At 61.9% G+C, this 24,433-nt stretch carries 24 protein-coding genes; 18 read left to right on the forward strand and 6 right to left on the reverse strand.

Going from position 1 to position 24,433, the window contains the following annotated elements; all coding sequences use genetic code 11:
• Positions 1 to 16: 16 nt before the first annotated feature.
• Genes AC3IQ7_RS05315 through AC3IQ7_RS05325 form a run of 3 tightly spaced genes read left to right on the forward strand, consistent with a single transcriptional unit; the run spans position 17 to position 5,721 of the window.
• Entirely contained in the window at positions 17 to 3,715 is a 3,699-nt protein-coding gene (locus tag AC3IQ7_RS05315) for a tubulin-like doman-containing protein (protein ID WP_489208544.1), read from the forward strand.
• Positions 3,716 to 3,748: 33 nt separating this feature from the next.
• Positions 3,749 to 4,957, forward strand: a complete 1,209-nt coding sequence (locus tag AC3IQ7_RS05320; protein ID WP_489208545.1) for a hypothetical protein — start codon at positions 3,749 to 3,751, stop codon at positions 4,955 to 4,957.
• 17 nt (positions 4,958 to 4,974) lie between these two features.
• A complete protein-coding gene (locus AC3IQ7_RS05325) occupies positions 4,975 to 5,721 on the forward strand; it encodes a hypothetical protein (protein ID WP_158301311.1) in 747 nt (248 codons plus the stop codon).
• Here AC3IQ7_RS05325 and trmL read toward each other — a convergent pair.
• Together trmL and AC3IQ7_RS05335 are read right to left on the reverse strand one after the other, a co-directional pair.
• On the reverse strand, positions 5,718 to 6,188 hold the full coding sequence (gene trmL / locus AC3IQ7_RS05330) for a tRNA (uridine(34)/cytosine(34)/5-carboxymethylaminomethyluridine(34)-2'-O)-methyltransferase TrmL (RefSeq protein WP_489208546.1): 471 nt from the start codon (positions 6,186 to 6,188) through the stop codon (positions 5,718 to 5,720). The genes AC3IQ7_RS05325 and trmL overlap by 4 nt on opposite strands.
• A 27-nt stretch (positions 6,189 to 6,215) precedes the next feature.
• On the reverse strand, positions 6,216 to 6,977 hold the full coding sequence (locus AC3IQ7_RS05335; RefSeq protein ID WP_489208547.1) for a phosphoribosyltransferase family protein: 762 nt from the start codon (positions 6,975 to 6,977) through the stop codon (positions 6,216 to 6,218).
• 57 nt (positions 6,978 to 7,034) lie between these two features.
• Here AC3IQ7_RS05335 and AC3IQ7_RS05340 point away from each other — a divergent pair, with 57 nt between their 5' ends.
• The 7 genes from AC3IQ7_RS05340 to AC3IQ7_RS05370 all read left to right on the forward strand — a co-directional run bounded on the left by AC3IQ7_RS05340 (position 7,035) and on the right by AC3IQ7_RS05370 (position 13,105).
• Positions 7,035 to 7,958, forward strand: a complete 924-nt coding sequence (locus AC3IQ7_RS05340) for a methyltransferase domain-containing protein (RefSeq protein ID WP_489208548.1) — start codon at positions 7,035 to 7,037, stop codon at positions 7,956 to 7,958.
• A 465-nt stretch (positions 7,959 to 8,423) separates the two neighbouring features.
• A complete protein-coding gene (gene coxB, locus AC3IQ7_RS05345; protein ID WP_489208549.1) occupies positions 8,424 to 9,632 on the forward strand; it encodes a cytochrome c oxidase subunit II in 1,209 nt (402 codons plus the stop codon).
• A 13-nt stretch (positions 9,633 to 9,645) separates the two neighbouring features.
• The gene (ctaD, locus tag AC3IQ7_RS05350) at positions 9,646 to 11,244 is read left to right on the forward strand and encodes a cytochrome c oxidase subunit I (protein ID WP_034749009.1); all 1,599 of its coding nucleotides are present in this window, start codon (positions 9,646 to 9,648) and stop codon (positions 11,242 to 11,244) included.
• 53 nt (positions 11,245 to 11,297) lie between these two features.
• Positions 11,298 to 11,414, forward strand: a complete 117-nt coding sequence (locus AC3IQ7_RS05355; protein ID WP_216350353.1) for a cytochrome oxidase small assembly protein — start codon at positions 11,298 to 11,300, stop codon at positions 11,412 to 11,414.
• Between the two features lies 1 nt (position 11,415).
• On the forward strand, positions 11,416 to 11,988 hold the full coding sequence (locus AC3IQ7_RS05360) for a cytochrome c oxidase assembly protein (protein WP_081344910.1): 573 nt from the start codon (positions 11,416 to 11,418) through the stop codon (positions 11,986 to 11,988).
• 9 nt (positions 11,989 to 11,997) lie between these two features.
• A complete protein-coding gene (locus AC3IQ7_RS05365) occupies positions 11,998 to 12,204 on the forward strand; it encodes a DUF2970 domain-containing protein (RefSeq protein WP_034749002.1) in 207 nt (68 codons plus the stop codon).
• Between the two features lie 40 nt (positions 12,205 to 12,244).
• Positions 12,245 to 13,105: a cytochrome c oxidase subunit 3 gene (locus AC3IQ7_RS05370; RefSeq protein ID WP_099379804.1), complete on the forward strand. Its 861-nt coding sequence runs from the start codon at positions 12,245 to 12,247 to the stop codon at positions 13,103 to 13,105.
• A gap of 125 nt (positions 13,106 to 13,230) precedes the next feature.
• On the opposite strand, the gene AC3IQ7_RS05375 is transcribed toward AC3IQ7_RS05370, so the two are convergent.
• A complete protein-coding gene (locus AC3IQ7_RS05375) occupies positions 13,231 to 13,431 on the reverse strand; it encodes a twin transmembrane helix small protein (protein WP_034748996.1) in 201 nt (66 codons plus the stop codon).
• A gap of 78 nt (positions 13,432 to 13,509) precedes the next feature.
• On the opposite strand from AC3IQ7_RS05375, the gene AC3IQ7_RS05380 reads away from it, so the two are divergent.
• The 6 genes from AC3IQ7_RS05380 to AC3IQ7_RS05405 are packed head-to-tail and all read left to right on the forward strand — an operon-like array spanning position 13,510 to position 18,640.
• Positions 13,510 to 14,223 carry an SURF1 family protein gene (locus tag AC3IQ7_RS05380; RefSeq protein ID WP_322426485.1) on the forward strand — a complete coding sequence of 238 codons (714 nt, stop codon included), beginning with the start codon at positions 13,510 to 13,512 and terminating at the stop codon, positions 14,221 to 14,223.
• Positions 14,204 to 14,833 (forward strand): SCO family protein, encoded by a 630-nt coding sequence (locus AC3IQ7_RS05385; protein WP_099379737.1) that lies wholly within the window; start codon positions 14,204 to 14,206, stop codon positions 14,831 to 14,833. The genes AC3IQ7_RS05380 and AC3IQ7_RS05385 overlap by 20 nt, the downstream gene beginning before the upstream one ends.
• Before the next feature lie 18 nt (positions 14,834 to 14,851).
• A complete protein-coding gene (locus AC3IQ7_RS05390) occupies positions 14,852 to 16,027 on the forward strand; it encodes a COX15/CtaA family protein (RefSeq protein WP_489210391.1) in 1,176 nt (391 codons plus the stop codon).
• A complete protein-coding gene (gene cyoE / locus AC3IQ7_RS05395) occupies positions 16,028 to 16,927 on the forward strand; it encodes a heme o synthase (RefSeq protein ID WP_070258805.1) in 900 nt (299 codons plus the stop codon). It begins immediately after the preceding gene.
• Positions 16,924 to 17,517, forward strand: coding sequence for an SCO family protein (locus AC3IQ7_RS05400; RefSeq protein WP_489208550.1), 594 nt, complete (start codon positions 16,924 to 16,926; stop codon positions 17,515 to 17,517). The genes cyoE and AC3IQ7_RS05400 overlap by 4 nt, the downstream gene beginning before the upstream one ends.
• Positions 17,518 to 17,560: 43 nt before the next feature.
• Positions 17,561 to 18,640: an AI-2E family transporter gene (locus AC3IQ7_RS05405; protein ID WP_099379740.1), complete on the forward strand. Its 1,080-nt coding sequence runs from the start codon at positions 17,561 to 17,563 to the stop codon at positions 18,638 to 18,640.
• On the opposite strand, the gene AC3IQ7_RS05410 is transcribed toward AC3IQ7_RS05405, so the two are convergent.
• The 3 genes from AC3IQ7_RS05410 to nhaR form a co-directional block, all read right to left on the reverse strand.
• Entirely contained in the window at positions 18,637 to 19,977 is a 1,341-nt protein-coding gene (locus AC3IQ7_RS05410) for a hemolysin family protein (protein ID WP_034785374.1), read from the reverse strand. The genes AC3IQ7_RS05405 and AC3IQ7_RS05410 overlap by 4 nt on opposite strands.
• 131 nt (positions 19,978 to 20,108) lie before the next feature.
• Positions 20,109 to 21,443, reverse strand: coding sequence for an MFS transporter (locus AC3IQ7_RS05415; protein ID WP_489208551.1), 1,335 nt, complete (start codon positions 21,441 to 21,443; stop codon positions 20,109 to 20,111).
• 123 nt (positions 21,444 to 21,566) lie between these two features.
• Positions 21,567 to 22,481, reverse strand: a complete 915-nt coding sequence (gene nhaR / locus AC3IQ7_RS05420; protein ID WP_489208552.1) for a transcriptional activator NhaR — start codon at positions 22,479 to 22,481, stop codon at positions 21,567 to 21,569.
• A 115-nt stretch (positions 22,482 to 22,596) separates the two neighbouring features.
• Here nhaR and AC3IQ7_RS05425 point away from each other — a divergent pair, with 115 nt between their 5' ends.
• Complete coding sequence (locus AC3IQ7_RS05425) at positions 22,597 to 23,676, forward strand: DUF475 domain-containing protein (protein ID WP_099379744.1); 1,080 nt, start codon at positions 22,597 to 22,599, stop codon at positions 23,674 to 23,676.
• A gap of 130 nt (positions 23,677 to 23,806) precedes the next feature.
• Positions 23,807 to 24,382: a TerD family protein gene (locus AC3IQ7_RS05430; RefSeq protein ID WP_034784897.1), complete on the forward strand. Its 576-nt coding sequence runs from the start codon at positions 23,807 to 23,809 to the stop codon at positions 24,380 to 24,382.
• Positions 24,383 to 24,433: the final 51 nt, after the last annotated feature.

A 24,433-nucleotide genomic window follows, 5' to 3' on the forward strand; every position in this document is an offset into this window, starting at 1 on the left:
CATCGAAGGAACCACCATGGCAGAGAACCTGAACCAAACCATCACCGGCGGCGCCAGCGAGCGCAAGCAGGACAAGATCATCGAACTGCGCCCGACCCTGTTCATCGGCATCGGCGGCACGGGCATGCAGGTGCTGATGCGCGTGCGCCGGCGCATCCTCAATACCCTGTGGGGCGGCGCGGGCAACCGCACGCGCATCGAGGGCTTGGCCGACTTTCCCATCGCGCAGTTCATCCATTTCGACCTCGACAATGGCGCCGTGATCGAAAGCGGCGAGTCGCAGGCGAAGGACTTGCAGTTCGACCAGGTGAAGTTCACGGACGACGACAAGGTGGTCGAATCGTTCGACATGGACAAGTACAGCCGCGATGAAGATTCCCTGGAGAAGTATCCGCACATCAAGGAATGGCTGCCGCTGACGCCGCAGCGCATCCGCGAATTACGTTTCGACATGAGCAGCGGCGCCGGCCAGATCCGCGCCGTGTCGCGCCTGTATTTCTTCGATAAATATGCAAAAATCCGCGACAAGATCCGCTTGAAGCTGAAAGCGTTGAAGGCGGGCCTGTCGCACGAGCGCCAGCTGGCCGAGCTGGGTTTACGCATGGAAACGAACCGTTTCCGCATCGTCATCGTCGGTTCCGTCGCGGGCGGCACGGGTTCCGGTTCCTTCCTCGACATGGGCTTGCTGGCGCGCTGGCTGGCGCGCAGCGAAGTGGGCGCGGCCGACGTCGAGCTGATGCTGTTCTTGCCGACCGGCTACACCAAGGCCAACAAGGACCGGGTCGAGGCCAATGGCTACGCGGCGCTGATGGAGCTGGAATCGGCGATGATGGGCAACAAGGGCTATGTGGGACGCTGGGATGCGTATGACCGCCCGGAACTGACGCGCGAGCCGTACAGCGAGGTTTACCTGATCGATTCGGGCAACCTTGCCCAGCAGCATACCAAGGATGTCAGCGACGTCTACCACATGGTGGCCGATTCGCTGTTCGAGGATTTTGCCTCGGCCGACTTCGCGCGCGCCAAGCGTTCGATCGCCGTCAACCAGGCGCAGCACAAGAATTCGCTGTACAACGCGCCCGTGCCGCAAGACCGCTTCGGCGACATGCGCCTGTATTTCTCGAAGCGCTTTTCCTCGTTCGGCATGGCCGTGCTCGACACGCGCCAGGAAGCGGCGCGCGACGAGCGGGCCCACCGCTGGGCCGGCGCCATGCTGCAAGCGTTCTTTGGCGTGGGCGGTACGGATGCGGGCGCCAACCGGGCCACGGATACGCAGCGCGATAATTTCCTCGCTGCCAATATGTTCCTGAAGGGCACGCCGTTCAGCGATTTCCCCGAGTTTTCCGACAAGAGCATCGAACTGAAGCGTTCCAGCGGCGACTTCATCGATTTCCGCGTCGTCGACGAATTGCTGGAAGACCGCCACGGCCATTTGCTGGCCGGCGTGGAAAACCGAGTCAATACGCGCATCAACGATATCCGCACGGGCTTTGACCGCAGCGAATGGCCGGCGCAGGTGCGCGACGCCATGAAGCACCTGGAACGCGACGCCGTGCGCGACCAGGATTCCACGGCCGACACGACGGAAGACCGCATCAGCAAGCGCCGCCGCGAAGTGCTGGAGGACGTCAAGAAAGTCGTGCGCGACCAGCTGTATGGCTATCTTGATAATAAGGAATTTGGCGGCCTGGAATACGTGTTGTCGCTGGTGGAGCAGATCAAGGACCGCATCGAGGCGCCGGGCAGCGGCTTGACGGCGCAGATCGGCAATAATGCCGAGCGCTATCGCGAAATCAAGGAAGCCGTGCGCTCGCGCGAGTACGAGCGCCTGCTGAACAACCTGGAACAGACGCGCAGCACCTTCGGCTTCCTCAGCAATGGGGAAAAGCAGGCCGGCGTGGTGATGGACCATTTGCGCACGGAAATGGCGAATGCCCTGAAATTCCATTTGCGCGCCAAGGCGGCGGACGAGTCCGTCATCCTGCTGGGCGAACTGTCGCGCTGGCTGGGCAACCGGGTCGGCGTCGACGCGCAAGGCCGTGCGCAGTGGAATGGCCTGGTGGGCGAGCTGCAAACGGGCCGCGAAGGCGTGCTGGCCATGCTGGCGGAACTCAAAACGGCCAATACCATCCTGCAAAAGGATCTGGACAAGGAACACGCGACCCTGATCGTCATTCCCGTCACGGAAAAAGACATTGCGCTGCCATCGGCGGCCACCTTGCGCCAGTGGGCCGATGAAGCGTTCAAGGACATGGGCGGCTCGAAAGCCCTGTTCCCCATGTTGGCCGAACCGGCGCAGCGGGGCTTGATCCTGGCCAAGGTCACGCGCATGGCGGAGAACATGATCGCTACGGCCGGCTTGGCGGAAGGCGCGACGAGCATGCCCGACCCGCTGTTCGAGGCGCTGGAACAGATGGATGTATCCGAACGCCTGGACCGCTTCCGCAAGTTGCTGGCCTGCTCCATGCCATGGATCGACGCCAACATGGCGGGCGATTTCACGGTCGTGTCGGACCAGTTCAAGTGCGTGATCGGTGTGGCCAATGCAGCCGCCTTCAAGGCGAAATTCGGCGCCGAGCTCGAATCGTGCGTGCCGACCCAGGTGGGCATCACGGTGAGCCAGCTGGAAATCGTCGAGACGGGCATCCGCGGGCGCGCCGTCTGCTATTGCGAGCTGGCCGGCGTGCCGATGACGGTGCTGCGCGGCCTGGAAGGCTGGCGCACCAGTTACCGCAAGGAAGGCGATAACGACAAGGCGCCGACCCACACGCACATCGATCCAACGCAATTCACGCACCCGATCGCGCCGAACACGGACGAGATGAAGCGCCTGGCGGAAGACTTCGGCGAGTTCCTGCAAGCGATCATGCTGGGCGTGCTGACGCGCCACACGGGACGCGTCGTGCCGCCGGGCCAGTACCAGTTTGCCGTCGAGCCGGGCGACTTGCGCCGTATCGGCAATGAACGGGCCGTCCGCCAGAACGGCATGCCCGCCTCGTACGAGAAAAATATCGCGCTGCGCATCGAGGAAAAATTGACGGCGCTTGATGCCGTGCAGACGGCGGCCATGGCGGCGCTGGCAAAATACTATGAGCGGGGCGTGTATGCGCCCAAGCTGGTGGCGCAGGCCGACGGCTCGCAGCTGCCCTACATCGGCTTTGGCAGCGCCATTTCCGCCGAAGTGGGCGCGCGTCTGCGCGAGTCGGCGCGCCGCAAGGGCATGGCCAGCGATGAGCTCGACCGCACGGTGCAAGCCTTGCTGGGCCGCCTGAAGGAGTGGGCGAACGTCATCGGCGACTCCGACAGCGATGCCTACGACTGGGAAGTGCGCGAGCCGGAAGCGGACGGCCAGCCCCGTTTGAAATATGCGATCAAGGGGGAAATGCTGGAAGCGGGGCGCCTCGAGCAATTGCTGCGCCCGGCCGGCGCCGCCGCTGCCCCGGCGGCAACCGCGTTCGGCATGGCGCCGCCACCGCTGGGCGGCATGCCGCCGCCGCTGGTGGAATACCAGTATTTTCTGGGCATAAACGGCCAGCAGCAGGGACCGTTCACGGCCCAGCAGATCGTGCAATACGTGCAGGCGGGACAGGTCGTGCCAGCCACCACCAAGGTGTGGCGCGCCGGCTTGCCGGCCTGGGCCGACCTGGCCCAGTTCCCCGAACTGGCGCCCTTGTTCCTCAGCGCGCCGCCACCGTTGATGCCGCCGCCTCTGTGAACGCTGGAATGACGTTGGAATGAAGGATTAGTTTTGGATATCTGCAACAAATGCAAGACGGGCCTGTGGACCGTTGTCAGCCATTGCCCGTACTGTGGCCACGCGGTGGCTGGCGCGGCCAGGCCAGCTGTGGCAGTGCCACCTCCGCTGCCCGTGCCGCCGCCAGTAGCGTCCAAGCCGCCGCCCGTGCCGGTGGCGCCTGCGCCGAAGCCGAAACCACCGCCGGTGCCGGTGTCCGCGCCGGCGGCCGTACCGCCGCCAGCGCCGCCTAAGCCGGCCCAGCCGAAAGCCGTGCCGAAGCCCGTGCCGGCAGCGCCACCGGCATCAACCGAACGGTCATCGCCGCCGCGCAAGTGGCTGCGCTGGCTGGGCGGCCTTGCCGTGCTGGCAGCCGTCATCGTCTACATGAATGGCAAGCCGGGCGGCAAGAATGAATCGGCCTGCAATGACGCCATCGACAGCGGCCTGAAACTGGTGGCAAATGGCAGCCTGGACGGCGCCCGCCAGAAGCTGGCGACGGCAAAGAATGTGTGTACGGGCAAGTCCAGCGCCAAGGCGGACGATTTGCAGGCGGCGATCGGCAAGGCCGGCGCCGCATCGGGCGGTTGCCAGCGCGGCGTGCGCGCCATCGAGCGCAATATTGATGGGCATCAATTGCAAAGCGCCGCCAGGGGCATTGCCGGGCTTGACGTTGATTGCGAGGGCGCATCGAGCGTGGATTCCTTGCGCAAGCAGCTGGCGCGCCAGCAGGCGGCAGCCGCGTCCGTGCTGGTGGGCGTGCGCCAGGCGCTCGATGGCAAGGATGCGACGGCGGCAAGAAATGGCATCGCCCGGCTGGAAGCCATCGACCGCGAAGCGGCGGAATTGCCGCAGTTGAAGGCCGATGTGCAGGCACTGTCTGCGGCAGCGGAGCCTGCCCCGGCACCCGTGGAAACGGCACCGGCCCGCGTCGTGCCAACGGAACCTGCGCCCGCGCGCGCGGTCGAACGTCCAGCGGTGGCCGAACGCCGTCCGCTGGAAACGCCGTCCGTCGATAGCGGCGCGGCCATGCGTAACGAAATGGCGCAATCGTTCTTGCGCGACGCCGAGCGTTCTTTGCTGGAAGGTAAGTTCGATGCGGCGAAGACGTATCTGGAAAGCGCGCGTCGCGTCGATCCGGGTAATGCGCGCATCGACAATCTGTCGCGCCGCATCCGCGAGCGCGAACGGCAAGTGCTGCAGACGGAAACAACGATCAATTAGAAATCTGGGAAATCATCATGCTGAATCACACCACCTTGCGGACGGCCGCTGCGCTGACCATCGCGGCCATGCTGGCCGGCTGCGCCACGGCGCCGATGAGCCCGAACGGCGTGCGCCAGGACGCTTCCTATCCGCAAGGTGGAAGCCAGGCGGCCACGGATGAGGACCCGTGCAGCGTAGGCACGACGGCCGCGGCCGGCGCGGCCGTGGGGGCGCTGCTGGGTGCGCTGGCCGGCGGCAAGAATGGCGCGCTGAAGGGCGCGGCCATCGGCGGCGGCCTGGCGGCGGCCGGTTGCCTGGCCATCAATGTCAATTCGCGCCAGACCAAGACGGCGGCGCAGGCGGACCGCGACTACATCCGCACACGCGGCGCGCTGCCGCGCGAACCGCAAGTGGTGTCGTACACGCCGCAGCTGAGCGCGTCGACCGTCAAGCGCGGCCAGCCGTTCAAGGTGAATTCGGTGGTGGAGCTGGTCAACGGCAGCGCGCAAAGCGTCAACGACGTGCGTGAAGAGCTGGTGGTGCTCGACCCGCAAGGCCAGCCATTCAAGTCCGGTTCGAAATCCCTGGCCAGCAACAACAAGTCGGGCGGGCGCTTTGAAAACTCGTTCGAGCTGACCTTGCCGGCCGGCGTGTCGCAGGGCGTGTATGGCGTCAAGACGAATTTGTACGTGAACGGCAAGCTGGCCGCCACGCGCGACCTGCGCACGCAACTGGTGATGCTGGATGCGGACGGTGCCGCGCCGCAGTTAGCGCAGCGTTAAGCTCCCCCAGAGTAGCCGTGCTGGCGCCAAGCCTCGTAGACGACCACGGCCACCGTATTCGACAGATTCAAACTGCGGTTATCGGGGCGCATCGGCAGGCGGATGCGTTGCTCGGCAGGAAAACCGTCGCGCAGGGCCGGATCGAGGCCTTTTGTTTCCGAGCCGAACACGAACACGTCGCCCGGGAGGAAGGGCACGTCGCCGAACGGGCGCGAGCCGCGCGTCGTCATGGCGAACATGCGGGCCGGGTCGGGCTGGGTATCGGCCAGGAACGCGTCCCAGTTCTTGTGCACCTTCATCTTGGCGTAATCGTGGTAATCGAGGCCGGCGCGCTTCATCTTGGCATCGTCGAGCGGAAAGCCCAGCGGTTCGACCAGATGCAGCTGCGCGCCCGTGTTTGCGCACAGGCGGATGACGTTGCCCGTATTGGGCGGGATTTCAGGTTCTACCAAAACAACGTGAAACAAAATGCTCTCCTCATATATATAACTAATTCAATGCGGCGGCGTGCGCGCCACCACCAATATGCTGACCCTGGCCGCGCCTGCGCTTTTGCAAGCGGCCGCCAGCGCGTTGACGGTATGGCCGCTACTCATCACGTCGTCGACGATGCCGACATGGCACCCTTGCAATGACGGCGCGTGTTCCGGCGCGATGGCGAACGCGTGCGCCAGGTTGGCTTGCCGTTCCTGCGGCGCCACGCCGCTTTGCGCCTGGGTTTCGCGCACCCGCTGCGCCAGGCGGGGCTGTAAAGGCACGTCCATCAGGCGCGCCAGCGGGCGGGCAATTTCCAGCGCCTGATTAAACCCCCGTTCGGCCAGCCGGGTCGGGCCCAGCGGCACGGGACATAGCAGTTGCGGCGCCTCCCAAGCTGGTTGTTGCTGAATGGCAACATACAGCAGCTCCGCCAACAGGGGCGCCAGCGCCAGGCGCGCGCCGAATTTCAGTTGCAGCAGTAGCTGGTCGACGGGCGCCGTATAGTCAAACGCCGTGACGGTGGCGTCATACGCGGGGCGCTGGCGCAGACAGCGTCCGCACAGTGTTGCCACATCGTCGAGCGGATTGGCGCACTGGCGGCAGCGGGGGCGCAGTTGTCCGCGTCCTTGCCCCAGATACTGCGCGCGGCAGGGCGGGCACAGCACTTGCGGGCAGCCGATGCCGCACAGCGCGCACTGGGCCGGCAGCACCGTGGCGCCCAGCCACTGGCGCAGCGCCTGCCAGGCGGCCTCAAGGCGGAGTTGGGTGGCCGTCCGCATCGCGATGGCGTCGTTCCATGTACACTGCCGACATTATCTCACCTCACCCGATTCAACATGCCAGTTCCCACCAGTCCGCCCAAAATGAGTGCGCCCATCGATGCGGTGCAAGTACGCGATTTCTTTTCCCGTCCGGCGCGCGTCGCGCCATCGGACTTCCTGCGCCGCGAAGTGTCGGCACGCATGCACGAGCGCCTGGAGCTGGTGAAAATCACGCCGCACCGCGTGCTCGACGCTGGCTGCGGGCCTGGCGCGGATCTGGCGCAGTTGCAAAAGGATTATCCCGCTGCGCAGATTATCGGTCTCGATGCAGCGCAAGCGATGATGCAGGCGGCGCGCGCGCCCGCGTCGAAACTGGCGAGCCTGAACCAGTTCCTCAGCAAACTGCTGCCGGCCAAGGCGGGCGTGGATTTATTGTGCGGCGACCTCGGCGATTTGCCGCTGGCGCAGGGCAGCATCGACCTCGTGTGGTCGAACCTGGCGCTGCATTGGCATGCCCAGCCCGACCGTGTGTTTGCCGAATGGCGGCGCGCGCTGCGTCTCGATGGCTTGCTGATGTTTTCCTGTTTCGGTCCCGACACCTTCCGCGAAGTGCGCGACGCCTTTGCCGAGGCCGATTTATATCCGCATGTCTTGCCCTTTGTCGACATGCACGACTTTGGCGACATGCTGGTCGAGACGGGTTTTTCCACGCCCGTGCTGGACATGGAAATCATCACTGTCACCTACGACACGGCGGAAAAATTGCTGGCGGACGTGCGCGCCTTTGGCGGCAATCCGCTGACCACGCGGCGGCGCGGTCTGATGGGCAAGGCGGCCTGGCAGCGCATGCTGGCCGCGCTGGAAAAGATGCGCCGTCCCGATGGCAAGCTGGGTCTGAGTTTCGAGGTGATCTATGGCCACGCCTTCCGTCCCGCGCCGCGCGTGACGCGCAATGGCGAGGCGATCATCCGCTTCGACCTGCCGCGAAAACCCAAATAAAAGCGTAAAGAAACCGACACTTGGTCGCCATCCGCGCATGGATGTTGCAGCAACCGTTGCAAAGCGCGCGGCGGCCGGGAGAAGGGCGCGCACAAAGCCGATTATTGCTTGATGGATTCAAGTTTACTTGATTATAATCGTTGATTGTTTGTCAGCTTGTTAAGTAGAAAAAACAAGGGCTGCATACAAAATAAAAAAAACAAAGCAAGACTAATTCGAAGTTACTGCATTAGTATAGTAACCATCTTCCACACAAGGCCATTTCAGTGTGGGGAAGAAAAACAGGGTTCCAGCATGGTTGTCCGTCAGCGTTTTGGCGTCGACAGCCAGCATGGAATTCGCTGGTGCTTGACGCACATGGCCGCATTCTGGCCGTGTTGCTTTCATGGAGGAGCGGCAGCGGTCCAGTACGGAGAAGTCCGCAGCCGTTTAAAATATCATTATTTTTGGGTGGTTGGGGAAAACATGACACATGCAAAGCGACTTCAATCGTTGCTGCTCGGGCTGTCTTTGACAGCGTTTGGCATCGGGCGATGGGCCACGGCGGCACCGGCTGCCGGCACCTATCCCGGCACCGGCGGTCCCGTGCCGTTCGAAATGAATCTGCAACCGCCGGCGACACAGATCGCCCATGAAATCTACGATTTGCACACCCTGATGATGATCATCTGCCTGGTGATCTTCGTGGCCGTGTTCGGCGTCATGTTTTATTCCATCTTCAAGCACCGCAAGTCCCTGGGCCACAAGCCGGCCACTTTCCACGAAAGCACCACCGTCGAGATCGCCTGGACCGTCGTGCCTTTCCTGATCGTCATCGGCATGGCCCTGCCTGCCACGCGCACCGTGGTCGGCATGAAGGATACCTCGAACGCCGACATCACCATCAAGGCCACCGGCATGCAGTGGAAATGGGGCTATGACTACCTGAAAGGCGAGGGCGAAGGCATTTCCTTCCTTTCCAACCTGGCCACGCCGCGCTCGCAAGTGGGTGCGCCTGGCGTGCCGCCGACGGAAAAACGGGGCGAAAACTACCTGATTGAAGTCGACAATGAAGTCGTCGTGCCGGTCAACAAGAAGATCCGCGTGGTGCTGACGGCCAACGACGTCATCCACGCCTGGTCCGTGCCCGCCTTTGGCGTCAAGCAGGATGCAATTCCCGGTTTCGTGCGCGACACGTGGTTCAAGGCTGACCATATTGGCACCTTCCGCGGCAATTGCGCCGAGCTGTGCGGCAAGGAGCACGCGTTCATGCCCATCGTCGTCAAGGTCGTGTCCAACGAAGACTACAAGGCCTGGGTTGATGTAAAACAAAAGGAAATGGCGGCATTGGCCGATGATCCAAGCAAAGTGTGGACCATCGACGAATTGAAGGTCAAGGGCGAGAAAGTGTATGCGGCCAACTGCGTGGTTTGCCACCAGGCGACCGGCAAGGGCGTGCCCGGTGCGTTCGCGCCGCTGGACGGCTCGGCCGTGGTGAACGGTCCGAAAGCGGATCAGATCCACGTCTTGCTGAACGGGCAAAAGAGCGGCAAGTATCCCGCTGAAATGCCAGCCTGGAAACAGCTGTCCGACACGGAAATTGCCGCAGTGATCACTTACACGCGCAATACCTGGTCGAACAAGGCCGCAGAGAACATCGTTCAACCAGCCGAAGTCGTGGCTGCACGCAAGTAATTAGGAGCCGCATATGAGTACTAGCACGAGCACCTTGGACCACGCCGGTCACGATCACGACCATGCCCACGACCACCCGACTGGCTACCGCCGCTGGCTGTTTGCCACCAATCATAAAGATATCGGTACCTTGTACCTGTGGTTCTCGTTCATCATGTTGCTGTCGGGCGGCGTACTGGCCCTGATGATCCGTACGGAACTGTTTCACCCAGGCTTGCAATTTTTTCACCCAGAATTTTTCAATCAACTGACCACCATGCACGGCCTGGTGATGGTGTTTGGCGCCATCATGCCGGCCTTCGTCGGCTATGCCAACTGGATGATCCCGTTGCAAGTGGGCGCCTCCGACATGGCCTTTGCTCGCATGAACAACTTCTCGTTCTGGCTGCTGCCGCCGGCTGCGCTGCTGCTGGCCACGTCCTTTCTCGTGCCGGGCGGCGCCACGGCTGCCGGCTGGACCCTGTATGCGCCGCTGTCGACGCAGATGGGCCCTGGCATGGACATGGCCATTTTTGCCATGCATCTGATGGGCGCCTCGTCCATCATGGGTTCGATCAATATCATCGTTACCATCCTGAACATGCGCGCCCCTGGCATGACCCTGATGAAAATGCCGATGTTCTGCTGGACCTGGCTGATTACCGCGTATCTGTTGATCGCCGTCATGCCCGTGCTGGCCGGCGCCATTACCATGACCCTGACGGACCGCCATTTCGGCACGTCCTTCTTTAACGCGGCAGGCGGCGGCGACCCCGTCATGTACCAGCACATCTTCTGGTTCTTCGGCCATCCCGAGGTCTACATCATGATCTTGCCAGCCTTTGGCATCGTCTCGCAGATACTGCCTGCGTTTGCCCGGAAGCCCTTGTTCGGCTATGCCTCGATGGTGTACGCCACGGCGTCGATCGCGATCCTGTCCTTCATCGTCTGGGCGCACCACATGTTTACCACCGGCATGCCGGTGACCAGCCAGCTGTTCTTCATGTACGCGACCATGCTGATCGCCGTGCCGACGGGCGTGAAAGTGTTCAACTGGATCGCCACGATGTGGAAGGGTTCCATGACGTTCGAGACGCCGATGCTGTTCTCGGTGGGCTTCATCTTCGTGTTTACCATGGGCGGCTTCACGGGCCTGATCCTGGCCGTCACGCCGATCGACATCCAGTTGCAGGATACCTATTATGTGGTGGCGCATTTCCACTACGTGCTGGTGGCCGGTTCGCTGTTTGCCCTGTTCGCCGGCTTCTACTACTGGTCGCCGAAATGGACGGGCCACATGTACAACGAGACGCGCGGCAAGATCCACTTCTGGCTGTCGCTGATCACGTTCAACGTGACCTTCTTCCCGATGCACTTCCTGGGCCTGGCCGGCATGCCGCGCCGCTACGCCGACTATCCGGCGCAGTTCACCGACTTCAACATGATCGCCTCGATCGGCGGCTTCGGTTTTGGCCTGATGCAGGTGTACTTCCTGTTCTTCGTGGTCTTGCCGACCATCCGCGGCGGCAAGGCTGCGCCAGCGAAACCATGGGAAGGTGCGGAAGGCCTGGAATGGACCGTGCCGAGCCCGGCGCCTTTCCACACGTTTGAAACGCCGCCGACAGTGAAATAATGGGTATCCCGGGCCGGCGTGTTGCGCGGCCCGTCTTGAATAAAGTGCCTGTCATGACCGAAGTGAAAACTGAGCGTAAAAAACCGAACAACCTGCGTACCGGGCTGATACTGGGGGCCCTGGCGGCCTTCTTCTTCCTGTCCGTGTTCGTCAAGCGCATGTGGCTCTGACGTGACGACGCCCCACCAACAGGAAACACGCGGCCTGAACCGCAAGATGCTGGGCAAGCTGATCGTCATTGCCGTCCTGATGTTTGGCTTTGGCTATGCCCTGATTCCCGTCTACAAGCAGATTTGCGAAGTGATGGGCATTAACGTGCTGACGCAAAAAGATGGCACGGTAGCTTACGACAACAATACGCAGGTTGACACGACGCGCAGCATTACCGTCGAGTTCGACGGCAATGCGCAGGGGCCATGGCGCTTCCGTCCGACCGTGTCGAGCATGCAGGTGCATCCGGGCGAACTGGTGACCGTCATGTATGAAGTGGTCAACACGCAAAACCGCGTCGTCAATGCGCAAGCCATTCCCAGCTACGCGCCGCAGAGCGCCACGCCGCATTTCAAGAAGGTCGAGTGCTTCTGCTTCAAGCAGCAGACCTTGAAACCCCACGAGGCGCGGCAGATGCCGGTGGTGTTCTTCCTCGATCCGGCCCTGCCGAAAGAGGTGAAAACCATCACCCTGTCGTACACGTTTTTCGAGATTGCCGGTCTGAGCCAGGCTCAGACGCCGGCCGTCCAATAGGAGAGTGCCATGGGCGAATCCAAGCAGCCTGAAAAAGCGTCGTTCCTGTATTCGCTGCGCGCCGTCGTGTGGTCATTCACGGGTCTGCGCCGCAAGAGCGATTTCGACACGGATTCGGCCAAGCTTAACCCCGTGCACATCGTCATCGCCGGCTTCCTGGTGGTGGCTTGCCTGATCGGCATCCTGATTTCAATTGTTAAATTCGTCGTTTTATAAATTATAAAAAACCACCCTATAAGTTTTTGAGGAGATGATGATGAGTTCCAACCACGCCGCCGTACCTTATTATTTCGTGCCCGGCCCGTCGCGCTGGCCCATGCTGGGCGGCGCCAGCCTGCTGCTGACCATGATCGGCGCCTCGGCCTGGGTCAACGACGTCTCCTGGGGCCCGTACGTGAATTACCTGGGCATCGCCGGCATCCTGCTGGTGCTGTATTTCTGGTTCGGCGACGCCATCAGCGAATCGGAGCAGGGCCTGTACAGCGAGCGCATCGACCACTCCTTCCGCTGGAGCATGAGCTGGTTTATCTTTTCGGAAGTCATGTTCTTCGCCGCTTTCTTCGGCGCCCTGTTCTATGCGCGCAGCATCTCGATGCCGTGGCTGGCCGACCTGGACCACAAGGTGATCTGGCCCGACTTCGCCGCCCACTGGGGCAATACGGGCCCGGCCGGCACGGTGCAGGAATTTACCACCATGACGCCGTTCTGGATTCCGACCATCAATACGGCCTTGCTGCTGCTGTCGGGCGTCACCTTGACCATCTCGCACCACGCGCTGCGCGCCGGTCACCGCGGCATGACTGCCCTGTTCCTGTTCGCCACGATTTTGCTGGGCGCCATCTTCATGGGCTTCCAGGTGTATGAATACGTGCACGCCTACAGCGAACTGAACTTGAAATTGACGTCCGGCATCTACGGCGCCACCTTCTTCATGCTGACGGGCTTCCACGGCTTCCACGTGACCCTGGGCGCCATCATGCTGTCCGTCATCCTGTACCGCGTGCTGAAAGGCCACTTCACGCCCGATCACCACTTCGGCTTTGAAGGCGCCGCCTGGTACTGGCACTTTGTCGACGTCGTCTGGCTGGGCCTGTACGTGGTCGTGTATTGGTTATAATGGCGGGGCAGGGGGCGCGCGTGGTTGAAGGGCGCGCCGGCACCATAAAAAAAGCCGTACCGGGAGATCCTGGGTACGGCTTTTTTCTTAGTGTGAAGAATTTGCCAATCAGGCAATGTCGAGCCTTAATGAATTCCCGTCGGCTGGATATAGCCGAGCTTGTGCGCCAGCAGGATCAGTAAAAACAGGGTGATCGACAAGCCCACGCGCAGGGCCAGCGCCTGCACGGTGCGGTTGCTCTTGCCCTTGTCGCGCATGAGGAAGAACAGGGCCGAGCCCAGGCTGCCCAGGATCAGGATGAAGGCAATGGCAACGAGGATTTTCATGGATGGTAGCGCCAGGCTTGAGGAGGTTTCATTGTAATGCGTATCCGCTTCCATTTTAGATGGATTCCATTTGTTGTAATGTTGCTACTGGTGGCCCTGGGCGTGTCGCTGGCGCAATGGCAGCAGCGCCGTGGCGACGAGAAAGTCGCCCGTGCCGCCCGGCTGGAAGCTGGCAACCAAGCCGCGCCGCTGGCATTGAGCGCCGCCCCCATGCTGCCGGCCGACGCGCAGGCGATCGAGTATCGCCGCGTCACCGTGACGGGCCGCTTTGTGCCCGCCTGGACGGTGTACCTGGATAACCGTCCTTACAAGGGCCAGGCAGGTTTCCACGTGCTCACGCCATTTCAGATCGATGGCTCCCCCATGCACGTGCTGGTGGCGCAGGGCTGGCTGCCGCGCAACAATGCCGAGCGCACGCGCATTCCCGACTACGTTACACCGGCTGGCACAGTGACGATTTCCGGCATCGCGCGCCTGAACGCGGGCCATGTGATGGAGCTGGGCACGGCGCCGCCCCTGGCACCGCACGCCATCGTGCAGAATGCCGATATCGGCCAGCTGGCCCAGGCCAGCGGCCTGGCCTTGCAACCTTTCATCCTCGAACAAACAGTCAATCCAGTCGATTCAGCAGCGGTGCCAGCGTCCAGCCAGCTTCCCGTGCGCGACTGGCCGGCGCCCGACCTGGGCGCCGACAAGCACCGCGGCTATGCCTTCCAGTGGTACGCACTGGCACTGATGGCTTTTTTATTTTTTGTCTTTACAGGATTTCGACGTGCAAACAAACAACCCTGACGCAACGCAAGACAGCAGCAATAAACAGGCACAGAATACGGGACGGTGGAAATTGCTGGCCGTCGTGGCCGTGTGCGCCTTTCCCATCATCGCTTCGTATTTCACGTATTACATCATCAAGCCCACGGGCCGCAACAATTACGGCGCCCTGATCGATCCCCGTTTGCATCCGATACCGGAAGCCCAGCTGCAGGTGACGGAACTCGATGGCAAGGCGTCGCCGCTGGCCCAGTTCAAGGGCAAGTGGGTGCTGCTGCAAACGGGGCCGTCCGACTGCCAGGAAGCATGCAAGAAGCAATTGTTTGACATGCAACAACTGCGCCTCATGCAGGGCAAGGAGCGCGAACGCCTGGAACGGGTCTGGCTGGTGACTGACGCCCAGCCGCTCGACACCCTGGTGATGCGCGAATTCGATGGCACCAGCATGCTGCGCGTGAATAACGATGCCTTGAAAGCCTGGCTGCCCGTGGAGCCGGGCGGCAAGACCAGCGACCATTTCTACCTGATCGATCCGCTGGGCAATCTGATGATGCGCTTCCCGAAGGATGCGGACCCGAACAAGATCAAGAAAGACATCGCCAAGCTGCTCAAAGCTTCGGCGATCGGTTGAGGAGTCTGCATGCCGACGATGCATCTCTCCGCGCTGGCCCAGCTGGGTCTGACTGGTTTGCTGGTGGCGTTGCTGCCGCTGACCATGGTCTGGGTGTCCGCGGACGCCAATAAATACCGCAAACTCGTGTGGATCGCCGTCTTTTTGACGGTCGACCTGATCATGTTTGGCGGCTTTACGCGCCTGTCCGATTCCGGCCTGGGCTGCCCTGACTGGCCCGGCTGCTATGGCTCGGCCAATCCTTTCCTCGCGCACGAGCACATCGTGGCGGCGGAAACCCTGATGCCGACGGGGCCCGTCACGGTGGTCAAGGCCTGGATCGAAATGACGCACCGCTACCTGGCCATGGCCATTGGCGTGCTGATCGTGGCGATGATGGTGCAGGCGTGGCGCCAGTGGCGTAAAAGCAAACGCGCGGAATTCGCGCCCGCGCTGCCGACGGCGCTGTTTTTGTTCGTCTGCCTGCAGGGCGCGTTCGGCGCCTGGACCGTTACCTTGAAGTTGCAACCGGTGATCGTCACCATCCATTTGTTGCTGGGCATGGGCTTGCTGGCCATGCTGACGTGGCTGGGCGGGCGCCAGGACCATGCCGTCCAACCCGTGCTGCGCGCCGATGCGGAAGAGTCCGTGCTGCGCCCCGTGCGCGCGCTGGCCATTTTTTCGCTGGTGCTGTTGACCGTGCAGATCGCGCTGGGCGGCTGGGTGAGCACCAACTACGCCACCCTGGCGTGCACGGATTTCCCCCTGTGCGGCGGCAAGGTGATTCCGGAGATGGATTTCGAGCATGGTTTCCATCTGTGGCGCGAGCTGGGCAAGACGGCCGCCGGCCACTATTTGCCGTTTTCCGCGCTGACGGCCATCCACTGGGTGCACCGCAATTTCGCCTTCATCGTGGCAGCCGGCATTGGCTATACCGTGTTTCGCGCGTGGAAGCTGCCGTCCTTGCGCGGCACGGCACGCTGGGTGGCGCTGGTGCTGACCCTGCAGGCGGCCACGGGCCTGGCGACCATCTACCTGAGCTGGCCCTTGTCGATTGCCGTCATGCATAACGGCGGGGCGGCGCTGCTCGTGTTATTGCTGACCATGTTAAACTACAAGGCTAAATTCCAACTCGATGTTGCGCGCAATGTTAAGCGCGCTTGCGCCTCCGCGCCAGTGCCCTCGGCACCAGCCAGTCCTTCCCGTATCGCATAAATGACTACTCAGACCATCAGCCGTAAACCATCCCCCCGCATCGCCCAGTATTGGGCGCTGACCAAGCCCCGCGTGACGCAACTGGCCGTGTTTTGCGCCGTCATCGGCATGTTCCTGGCCAGCGAGGAGTTGCCGGACTGGCATGCGGTGGTGTTCGGCACCATCGGCATCTGGCTGCTGGCCGGCGCTGCGTTTGCCGTCAATTGCCTGGCCGAGCGCGAAATCGATGCGCGTATGGCCCGCACGGCGCGCCGCCCGATGGCCATGGGCGACATCACCGTCAAGCAGACGGTGGTGTTCGCGCTGGTGATCGGCGGCCTGGGCATGGCGATTCTGTACCACCTCGTCAATCCGCTGACCATGTGGCTGACCTTTGTCACCTTTGTCGGCTACGCCCTGATCTACACCATGGTGCTCAAACCCGCTACGCCGCAAAACATCGTCATCGGCGGCCTGTCCGGCGCCATGCCGCCCGCGCTGGGCTGGGCCGCCGTCGCCAACGACGTGCCGATGCAGGCGTGGCTGCTGGTCCTGATCATTTTTGTGTGGACTCCGCCGCATTTTTGGGCCCTGGCCATGTACCGCCGCGATGATTACGCGCGCTCGGGCTTGCCCATGCTGCCCGTCACGCACGGCTTGAAATTCACGCAATTTCACGTCTGGCTGTACTCGATCGCGCTGGCCGCCACCACCTTGCTGCCGTACGCCGTGCGCATGAGCGGCCTGATCTACCTGGCTTCGGCCGTGGTGCTCAACGCCGGCTTCCTGTATTACGCGTGGAAGATGTACCGCCACTACACGGACTTGATCGCGCGCAAAGCCTTTACGTTTTCCATCATCTACCTGGCCTTGCTGTTCGCGGCATTGCTGGTCGACCACTACATTCCCCTCGGCACATGAAAAAAACCCTGACTCTGTTGTTGGCGGCCGCGCTGGTCGCCGTCATGGCCGGCTGCGGCAAGCCTGCCGCGACCAAGCTGGCCTTCAAGAATACGGACGTGACGGGCCTCGGCTACGCGCGCGAGTTCGCGCTGACGGACCACACGGGCCACCCGCGCACCCTGGCCGACTACAAGGGCAAGCTGGTGCTGATGTTCTTCGGCTACACGCAATGCCCGGACGTCTGTCCCACCACCATGGCCGACATGGCCCAGGTGATGCAGGAGATGGGTCCGCAGGCGGAGCAGGTGCAAGTGCTGTTCGTCACCGTCGACCCCGAGCGCGACACGCAAGCCTTGCTGGCGCAGTACGTGCCCGCCTTCGACAAGCGTTTCGTGGGCCTGTATGGCGACGCGGCCGCGACAGCCAGGGTAGCCAAGGAATTCAAGGTGTATTACGCCAAGGTCGAGGGCGAGACGGACGCAAGCTACACGGTCGACCACACGGCCGGCACCTATGTCTTCGACCGCGAAGGCAAGATCCGCCTGTTCGTGCGCCATGGCGAAAAGCCTGCCGCCATCGCGCACGATCTTAAACTTCTGCTATCCTGACCCGGTCGCGCCTTCAAGGCGCCATCTTCAGGATACGCAGTACATGGATAAACGTTTCGAGCCGCACGCCCGCCTGGCAGCCATCATCTTCCTGTTGATCGGCTGCTTTTTCGTCTTGCGGCCCTTCCTCGCGGCCATGCTGTTTGCCGCCTGCGTGGGCATTTCCAGCTGGCCCCTGTACCTGCTGCTGCTCGAGCGCCTGAAAGGCCGGCGCAACTGGGCGGCCGCCATCATGACCGTGTCCTTGATCCTGGTCATCGTGCTGCCGCTGGCTCTCGTCACCTACAACCTGGCCGACAATGTGTCGCGCATCTATGAACAGCTGCGCGCGGCGCTGGAATCGGGCGGCCTGCATCCGCCGGCCTGGCTGGCCAGCATTCCCGTGGTGGGCGAAACCATCGCTGGCTATGTGGAGCGCCTGCTCGCCGACCGCGAGGAATTATTGAATTTGGGTAAAACCATGCTGGAACCGGCGCGCCACTTCCTCGCTTCCGGCGGCATCCTGCTGGGCACGGGCCTGGCGCAGACCAGCCTGGCCGTGTTCGTCAGCTTCTTCCTCTACCGCGACGGCCAGCAGCTGAGCCGCGCCTTGATGACGGGCGCCGGCCGCATCATCGGCGACAGCGCGCCTGGCGTGGGCCTGACCATCAGCCGCACCGTGCGCGGCGTCATGTACGGCTTGCTGGGCACGGCGCTGGCGCAAGCGCTGGTGGCCGTGGTGGGCTTTTTGATCGCCGGCGTGCCGGCCGTGGCGCTGCTGGGCGTGGCCACCTTCATCTTTTCGCTGATCCCCGTGGGCCCGCCCCTGATCTGGGGCGGCGCCGCCATCTGGCTGTTTACCGACGGGCAGACGGGCTGGGGCATCTTCATGCTGGTGTGGGGCGCGCTGCTGATCAGCGGCGTGGATAACGTCGTCAAACCCATGCTGATCAGCCGCGGCAGCAGCCTGCCGTTCCTGCTGGTGCTGCTGGGCGTGCTGGGCGGCGTGCTGGCCTTCGGCTTTGTCGGCATCTTTATCGGGCCAACCCTGCTGGCGGTGCTGTACAGCTTGCTGCAAACGTGGACGGTGGGCGAAACCACCGTGCCACAGGGCAAAGATACGCTGACCTTGAAAAAAGATTAATCGCGCAAGTCCGCATCCAGGTCCCGTTCCTGCTTCGGGATCACCTTGATGAGCACGATGCGGGGTCCGTTCATCTTCTTGACGACGATGTCGAAGTCGACGAAGGTGATGCGCTGGCCCTGCTTCGGAATGTCACCGAGCTTGACCATGATCAAGCCGCCCACCGATTCCACGTCATCCAGGCCCAGCTCCTCGTTTTCGATATCGATGCCGAGGATGCGTTCGAGCGAGAAGATGGGCAGGCTGGCCTTGCCGATCAGGGTGCCGTCGCTTTGCTTGAGCCAGTCGTTTTCATTGCGGCGGAATTCATCGCGAATTTCGCCGACCATGGCGCCGAGCAAGTTATCCAGGGTAATGAACCCCAGCGGGCGCTTGCCCTTCTCGCCGATCAGGGCGAAGTGGGGCGCGCCGTCGCGGAAGCGGCGGAACAGTTCCAGCGCCGGCGTGCGCGCGGAAATGATGTCCACTGGACGCAAAAACGGCGTGAGCGAGGTGATCGGTTTGCCCGCCTGCTGGGCAAAGAACAGGTCTTTCAGGTGCACCACGCCCAGCACGTCGTCTTCATTCATGTCGAAATACGGATAGCGGCTGAAGCGGTTGCGCAGCACCGTGTCGAGATTTTCTTCCAGGGTGTTCGAGGCGTGCAGGGCGATCACTTCATTGATCGGGCGCATCAGATCCGACACCGTCATCTGCTCGAAATCGAGCGATTGCGCCAGGATGTTGCGCTCGTCGCGCGTAAATTTTTCGCCCGGCTGGCTGGTGCGCAGGATCAGTTTCAATTCTTCGGACGAATAATGCGCATCGTGGCCGCCCTTGCCGGACAGGCCCGCCATGCGCAGCACCCAGTTGGCGCTGGCGTTGAGCAGGTAGATGGCCGGGTACATGGCCCAGTAAAAGCCGTACAGGGGAATCGCGCTCCACAGGCCGACGGCTTCCGGGTTGCGGATGGCCATCGATTTGGGCGCCAGTTCGCCCACGACGATATGCAGGAAGGAAATTACGCTGAAGGCGACGACGAACGAGACGCCGTGGATCAGCTCTTGCGAAGTGACGCCGATGGCGCCGAACAGCGGCTCGAGCAAGCCGGCAAACGCCGGTTCGCCGACCCAGCCCAGGCCCAGCGATGCGAGGGTGATGCCCAGCTGGCAGGCGGACAGGTAGGCGTCCAGCTGGCCATGCACCTTGGCCAGGATGCGGCCCCGTAGTCCCTGTGTCTTGGCGATGGCGCGGATGCGTGTGCGCCGCAAGGTGACGATGCCAAATTCGGCGGCAACAAAAAAACCGTTCAGCGCGACCAGGAAGAGGGCGAGCAGGACTAGCAAGACATTGTGCATGGGGGCGCAAAAAGATGGGCTGTAAAAACGTCATCTTAAACGACGAAGGGCGCCATAGCCTAATTTAGCCGCGCCCGCCGCCTGTGCAGGCGGGCGGGCGCGGCCGGTTTTTCACGTTTTTTCAGCTATTTTCAGCCCTTGGCCGCCGTTTGCGGCCCGCCGCGCATGGCAAAGACCATGACGGCCGAGACGATGGCGGGGATGGCGACGACGAGGAAAATCGTGCTGTTGGGCCAGTTCAGGCGGATCAGCTCGCCACCGAGCACGGGGCCGATGATGGAGCCGATGCGCCCGATGCCCAGGCTCCAGCCGATGCCCGTCGAGCGCAGGGTGGTCGGATAGTAGCTGGCCGCCAGGGCGTTGACGGCAGGCTGGCCGCCCACCACGCAAAAACCGGCGATGAAGATCGTGATGAACAGGAAGGCCAGCGACACGTCAGGACGGCCGATCAGGGCAATGGCGACTGCGGCAACCAAAAAGCATGGCAGCAGGATGCGGCGGAAGCTGGAGCGGTCGATCAGCTGGCCCATGACGAGGGTGCCGATGGTGCCGCCCACTTGCAGGGCCGTGCCGGCCAGCACGGCGTTGGACGTCGACAAGCCCGCTTCCCTGGCGATCGTCGGCAACCAGTTCGACAGGAAATACAAGTTCAGCAAGTTCATGAAATTGATGACCCACAACAAAATCGTCATCTTGGCGCGGCCGCCCGTAAACAATTGCAGCACGGGCGCGCCCTTGTGTTCCTTCTCATGCACGACGTATTGCGTGTCGGCCGTGATGGTCACCGTCTGGTCGATGCGTTTCAGCCATTTGGCGACTTTATCGAGCTTGCGTTTCTTGAGCACCAGGAACTGCATCGATTCCGGCAGCAGGAAGAACATCAGCACGCCGATGACCAGGGGCACCACGCCGCCCACGTAAAACACGGATTGCCAGCCGAAGGCGGGAATCAGCGCGGCGGACAATAATCCGCCCAGCACGGCGCCCAGGGTGAAACCGCACGAGACCAGCATCATCAGGGTGACTTTCTTGCGCAGGGGGCTGTATTCGCCGGCCAGCGCCATGGCGTTCGGCATCACGGCACCGAGGCCCAGACCCGTGATGAAACGGATCAGCTGCAATTGCTCGATATTCGTTGCCAGCGGCGTGACCAGCATGCACAGCGAAAAGAAGATGGTCGAGCCGATCAGCACGGGACGGCGGCCGAACTTGTCGGCCGTGATGCTGAAGACGAGCGAGCCGACCAGCATGCCCAGCAGGCCCGCGCCAAACACGGGGCCCAGGTTGGCCTTGCTGACATGCCAGTCGGCAATGATGGCCGGTGCCACATAACCCATGGCCTGCACGTCGAAGCCATCCATGATGACGCACAGCCCGCACAGGATCAGCATGCCGATCTGGAAGGAGCCGATCTTGTTGTTATTGATGAGATCGGGAATATCGATCGTCTTGCCTGCCGTGGACATGGTGCCGCTCCTGTTTTTTATGGTGATCGCGCCCTTCCAGCGAGGGACAGGCGCGTGTTTGTCTCAGGCTTCATTACAATCGCTTTTGATTGATTATTCAAACGTTATTTTCGAATGGATTTATCAGGTTTCCTTGTGAATCTTCGGGGAAGCCTGGATGGCCGCCAGGATCACACCGAGCGCCGGGTGCATGATCTTGCGCTCGTTGGAAATGACGTAAAACTGCTCGCGCAGGGAAGAGGCGTCACCGACCAGCACGGCGCCGAATTGTTCCTCGATGTCGGCCGCCAGGCTGGCCGAGGCGAAGAACAGGCCCAGGCCCTTGCGGCCGAAGGCGTTGAGCATGGCGTTGTCCTCGAATTCACCGACCACGTCGGGCCGCACGCCTTGCTGCACCATCCATTCGTCGATGCGCCCGCGCAAGGCATTGTTGCGCGCGGGGAGCAGAAACGGCGCGCCGTGCAGGCTGTGCGGGAAATTCTCGCGGTATTGTTCCGCCAGCGCGGGAATGCCGAACAGTTTCATGGCGCTCTCGCCCCACAGGTGGCTGGAGACGCGCAGGCTGGCGCCGGCTGGCACGGCCCGGTCTGTCAGCACCAGGTCCAGCTTGTGCAGGGCCAGGTCGGCCAGCAAGGATTCGAATTCATCTTCCAGGCAGACGAGCTTGACGGGCTTGTCCAGGCTGCGCGTGGCGTCGAGCATGCGGTAGGCCATCAGTTTCGGCAAGGAATCGGAAATGCCCACCGTCAGGCGCATCTTTTCCGCGTCGGTGTCGGCCAGCGCTTCCTGCATCTGTTCGCCCAGCAAAAAAATCTGGTCCGCATAACCGAGCGCCAGGCGGCCCGCTTCCGTCGGCACCAGACGCCGTCCCTGTGGCTGCAGCAGGGACTTGCCCAGTTCCTTTTCCAGCAGGGCCAGCTGGGTGCTGATGGTTTGCACGGCCAGTCCCAGCCGTTCGGCCGCGCGCGTCACGCCGCCTTCCTTGGCGACGACCCAAAAGAAGTACAAATGGCGGTAATTAAAACCCGTGGTTTTCATCGCGTGATCCTATCTTCTGTTTTTACGAAGTAATACTTCCATTATCTTCCATTTTTAAATGTGTCACATGTCCTTATACTACGTTCCATTGAATTTGGATAAAGGGGAACTATCGATGAAACATTTCAGAGTGTCATTTCTAGTGACATTTATCTGCCTGGGCATTTCCGCCTGGTGGGGTTACACGCACGGTGGCGTGCAGACGATGCTGGCAGCGCTTGGTATCGCGGTGATCCTGGGCGTGATGGAAGTCTCGCTGTCGTTTGACAACGCGGTGGTCAACGCCTCGGTGCTGAAGAACTGGGACAAGTTCTGGCAGGGCCTGTTCCTGGGCGTCGGTATCATCATTGCCGTCTTCGGCATGCGCCTGGTGTTCCCGCTGGTTATCGTGGCGCAAGCGGCTGACCTGGGACTGATGGAAGTGTGGAATCTGGCACTGAGCAATCCGGAGCAGTACTCGATGCACCTGACGAATCACCATGCGGAAGTGGCGGCCTTCGGCGGCATCTTCCTGCTGCTGGTGTTCCTGAACTTCCTGCTTGACTCGGAAAAAGAAACGCACTGGCTGGGCCGTATTGAAGAAAAACTGGGCGCACTGGGCAAAATCTCCTCGATTTCCGTGATGATTGCGCTGGGTACGCTGATGGCCAGTCTGTCGATGATCGAAGAAGGCCAGAAACTGGTGGTGCTGACGGCCGGCCTGTGGGGTATCTTGACCTACGTGGGCGTCGATGTGGTCAGTGGCTTGCTGGAAGGCGATAACGGCGACGGCAACGTGGGCGACATCGTCAAGCGCGGCGGTATTGGCGGCTTCCTGTACCTGGAAGTGCTCGACGCTTCGTTCAGCTTTGACGGCGTGATCGGCGCGTTTGCCATCACCAAGGATGTCGTGATCATCATGCTGGGCCTGGCAATCGGCGCGATGTTCGTGCGGTCGATGACGGTGTTCCTGGTGCGCAAGGGTACGCTCGACGAGTTCGTTTATCTGGAGCACGGCGCGCACTATGCGATCGGTATCCTGGCTGTGATCATGTTGGTCAGCATGAAGTTCCACATTCCCGAGATCTTCACGGGTCTGATCGGGGTGGCCTTCATTCTCGCCTCGCTGTGGTCGTCGATCCGCTACAAGCGCAGGATGGCCCTCGAAGAAGGCCAGACGGAAGCGCTGGAAGCGGTCAAGGCAACAGCAGTGTAAAGAATGCGCGACAAACGCTACACCCGTTTGTCGGCAAGTTGTAGCAAGCGTCGCCGCCGGCCTGGGGAGTCAGGCCGGTGGAGGGCGCCAGGTGTTTGGTCATACACAACCCACATAGGAGAAATACATCATGGCAATCAGTCTGCAAAAAGGCGGCAACGTCAACCTGAGCAAGGAAGCCCCTGGCATTTCGAAGATGATCATCGGCCTGGGCTGGGATGCCCGCGCCACCGATGGCGCCGCGTTCGATATCGACGGTTCCGTCTTCCTGTTGAAGGCCGACGGCAAGGTTCGCGCCGACGTCGACATGATTTTCTACAACAACCTGAAGTCGAGCGACGGCTCCGTCACCCACTCGGGCGACAACACCACCGGCGCCGGCGATGGCGATGATGAAACCGTCATCGTCGACCTGGCCACGGTGCCAGCCGAGATCGACAAGATCGCCGTCTGCGTGACGATACACGATGCCGAAGCGCGCAAGCAAAACTTTGGTATGGTATCGAAGGCGTACGTACGCTGCGTGAATGCCAACGGCAACACGGAAATCGCCCGCTTCGACCTGTCGGAAGACGGTTCGGCGGAAACGGCCATGGTCTTCGGTGAAATCTACCGCAATGGCGCCGATTGGAAATTCAAGGCCATCGGCCAGGGCTACAAGGGCGGTTTAGGTCCTTTGGCTGCCTCGTTCGGCGTCGGCGTATAAGGTAGCCACACCAAACCTACTGCGCGGTGCGCTTTGCGGCCGGCGATGCTC

The organism is Janthinobacterium sp. GL_088 (assembly GCF_057837845.1).

Coding starts and splice junctions, on each gene's coding strand:
- AC3IQ7_RS05430 (WP_034784897.1), top strand. CDS start 23,807: ATGGCAATCAGTCTGCAAAAAGGCGGCAACGTCAACCTGAGCAAGGAA.
- AC3IQ7_RS05325 (WP_158301311.1), top strand. CDS start 4,975: ATGCTGAATCACACCACCTTGCGGACGGCCGCTGCGCTGACCATCGCG.
- AC3IQ7_RS05355 (WP_216350353.1), top strand. CDS start 11,298: ATGACCGAAGTGAAAACTGAGCGTAAAAAACCGAACAACCTGCGTACC.
- AC3IQ7_RS05370 (WP_099379804.1), top strand. CDS start 12,245: ATGAGTTCCAACCACGCCGCCGTACCTTATTATTTCGTGCCCGGCCCG.
- cyoE (WP_070258805.1), top strand. CDS start 16,028: ATGACTACTCAGACCATCAGCCGTAAACCATCCCCCCGCATCGCCCAG.
- AC3IQ7_RS05365 (WP_034749002.1), top strand. CDS start 11,998: ATGGGCGAATCCAAGCAGCCTGAAAAAGCGTCGTTCCTGTATTCGCTG.
- AC3IQ7_RS05335 (WP_489208547.1), bottom strand. CDS start 6,977: ATGCGGACGGCCACCCAACTCCGCCTTGAGGCCGCCTGGCAGGCGCTG.
- ctaD (WP_034749009.1), top strand. CDS start 9,646: ATGAGTACTAGCACGAGCACCTTGGACCACGCCGGTCACGATCACGAC.
- AC3IQ7_RS05390 (WP_489210391.1), top strand. CDS start 14,852: ATGCATCTCTCCGCGCTGGCCCAGCTGGGTCTGACTGGTTTGCTGGTG.
- AC3IQ7_RS05375 (WP_034748996.1), bottom strand. CDS start 13,431: ATGAAAATCCTCGTTGCCATTGCCTTCATCCTGATCCTGGGCAGCCTG.
- nhaR (WP_489208552.1), bottom strand. CDS start 22,481: ATGAAAACCACGGGTTTTAATTACCGCCATTTGTACTTCTTTTGGGTC.
- AC3IQ7_RS05340 (WP_489208548.1), top strand. CDS start 7,035: ATGCCAGTTCCCACCAGTCCGCCCAAAATGAGTGCGCCCATCGATGCG.
- AC3IQ7_RS05415 (WP_489208551.1), bottom strand. CDS start 21,443: ATGTCCACGGCAGGCAAGACGATCGATATTCCCGATCTCATCAATAAC.
- AC3IQ7_RS05405 (WP_099379740.1), top strand. CDS start 17,561: ATGGATAAACGTTTCGAGCCGCACGCCCGCCTGGCAGCCATCATCTTC.
- AC3IQ7_RS05315 (WP_489208544.1), top strand. CDS start 17: ATGGCAGAGAACCTGAACCAAACCATCACCGGCGGCGCCAGCGAGCGC.
- AC3IQ7_RS05425 (WP_099379744.1), top strand. CDS start 22,597: ATGAAACATTTCAGAGTGTCATTTCTAGTGACATTTATCTGCCTGGGC.
- AC3IQ7_RS05380 (WP_322426485.1), top strand. CDS start 13,510: ATGTTGCTACTGGTGGCCCTGGGCGTGTCGCTGGCGCAATGGCAGCAG.
- coxB (WP_489208549.1), top strand. CDS start 8,424: ATGACACATGCAAAGCGACTTCAATCGTTGCTGCTCGGGCTGTCTTTG.
- AC3IQ7_RS05400 (WP_489208550.1), top strand. CDS start 16,924: ATGAAAAAAACCCTGACTCTGTTGTTGGCGGCCGCGCTGGTCGCCGTC.
- AC3IQ7_RS05410 (WP_034785374.1), bottom strand. CDS start 19,977: ATGCACAATGTCTTGCTAGTCCTGCTCGCCCTCTTCCTGGTCGCGCTG.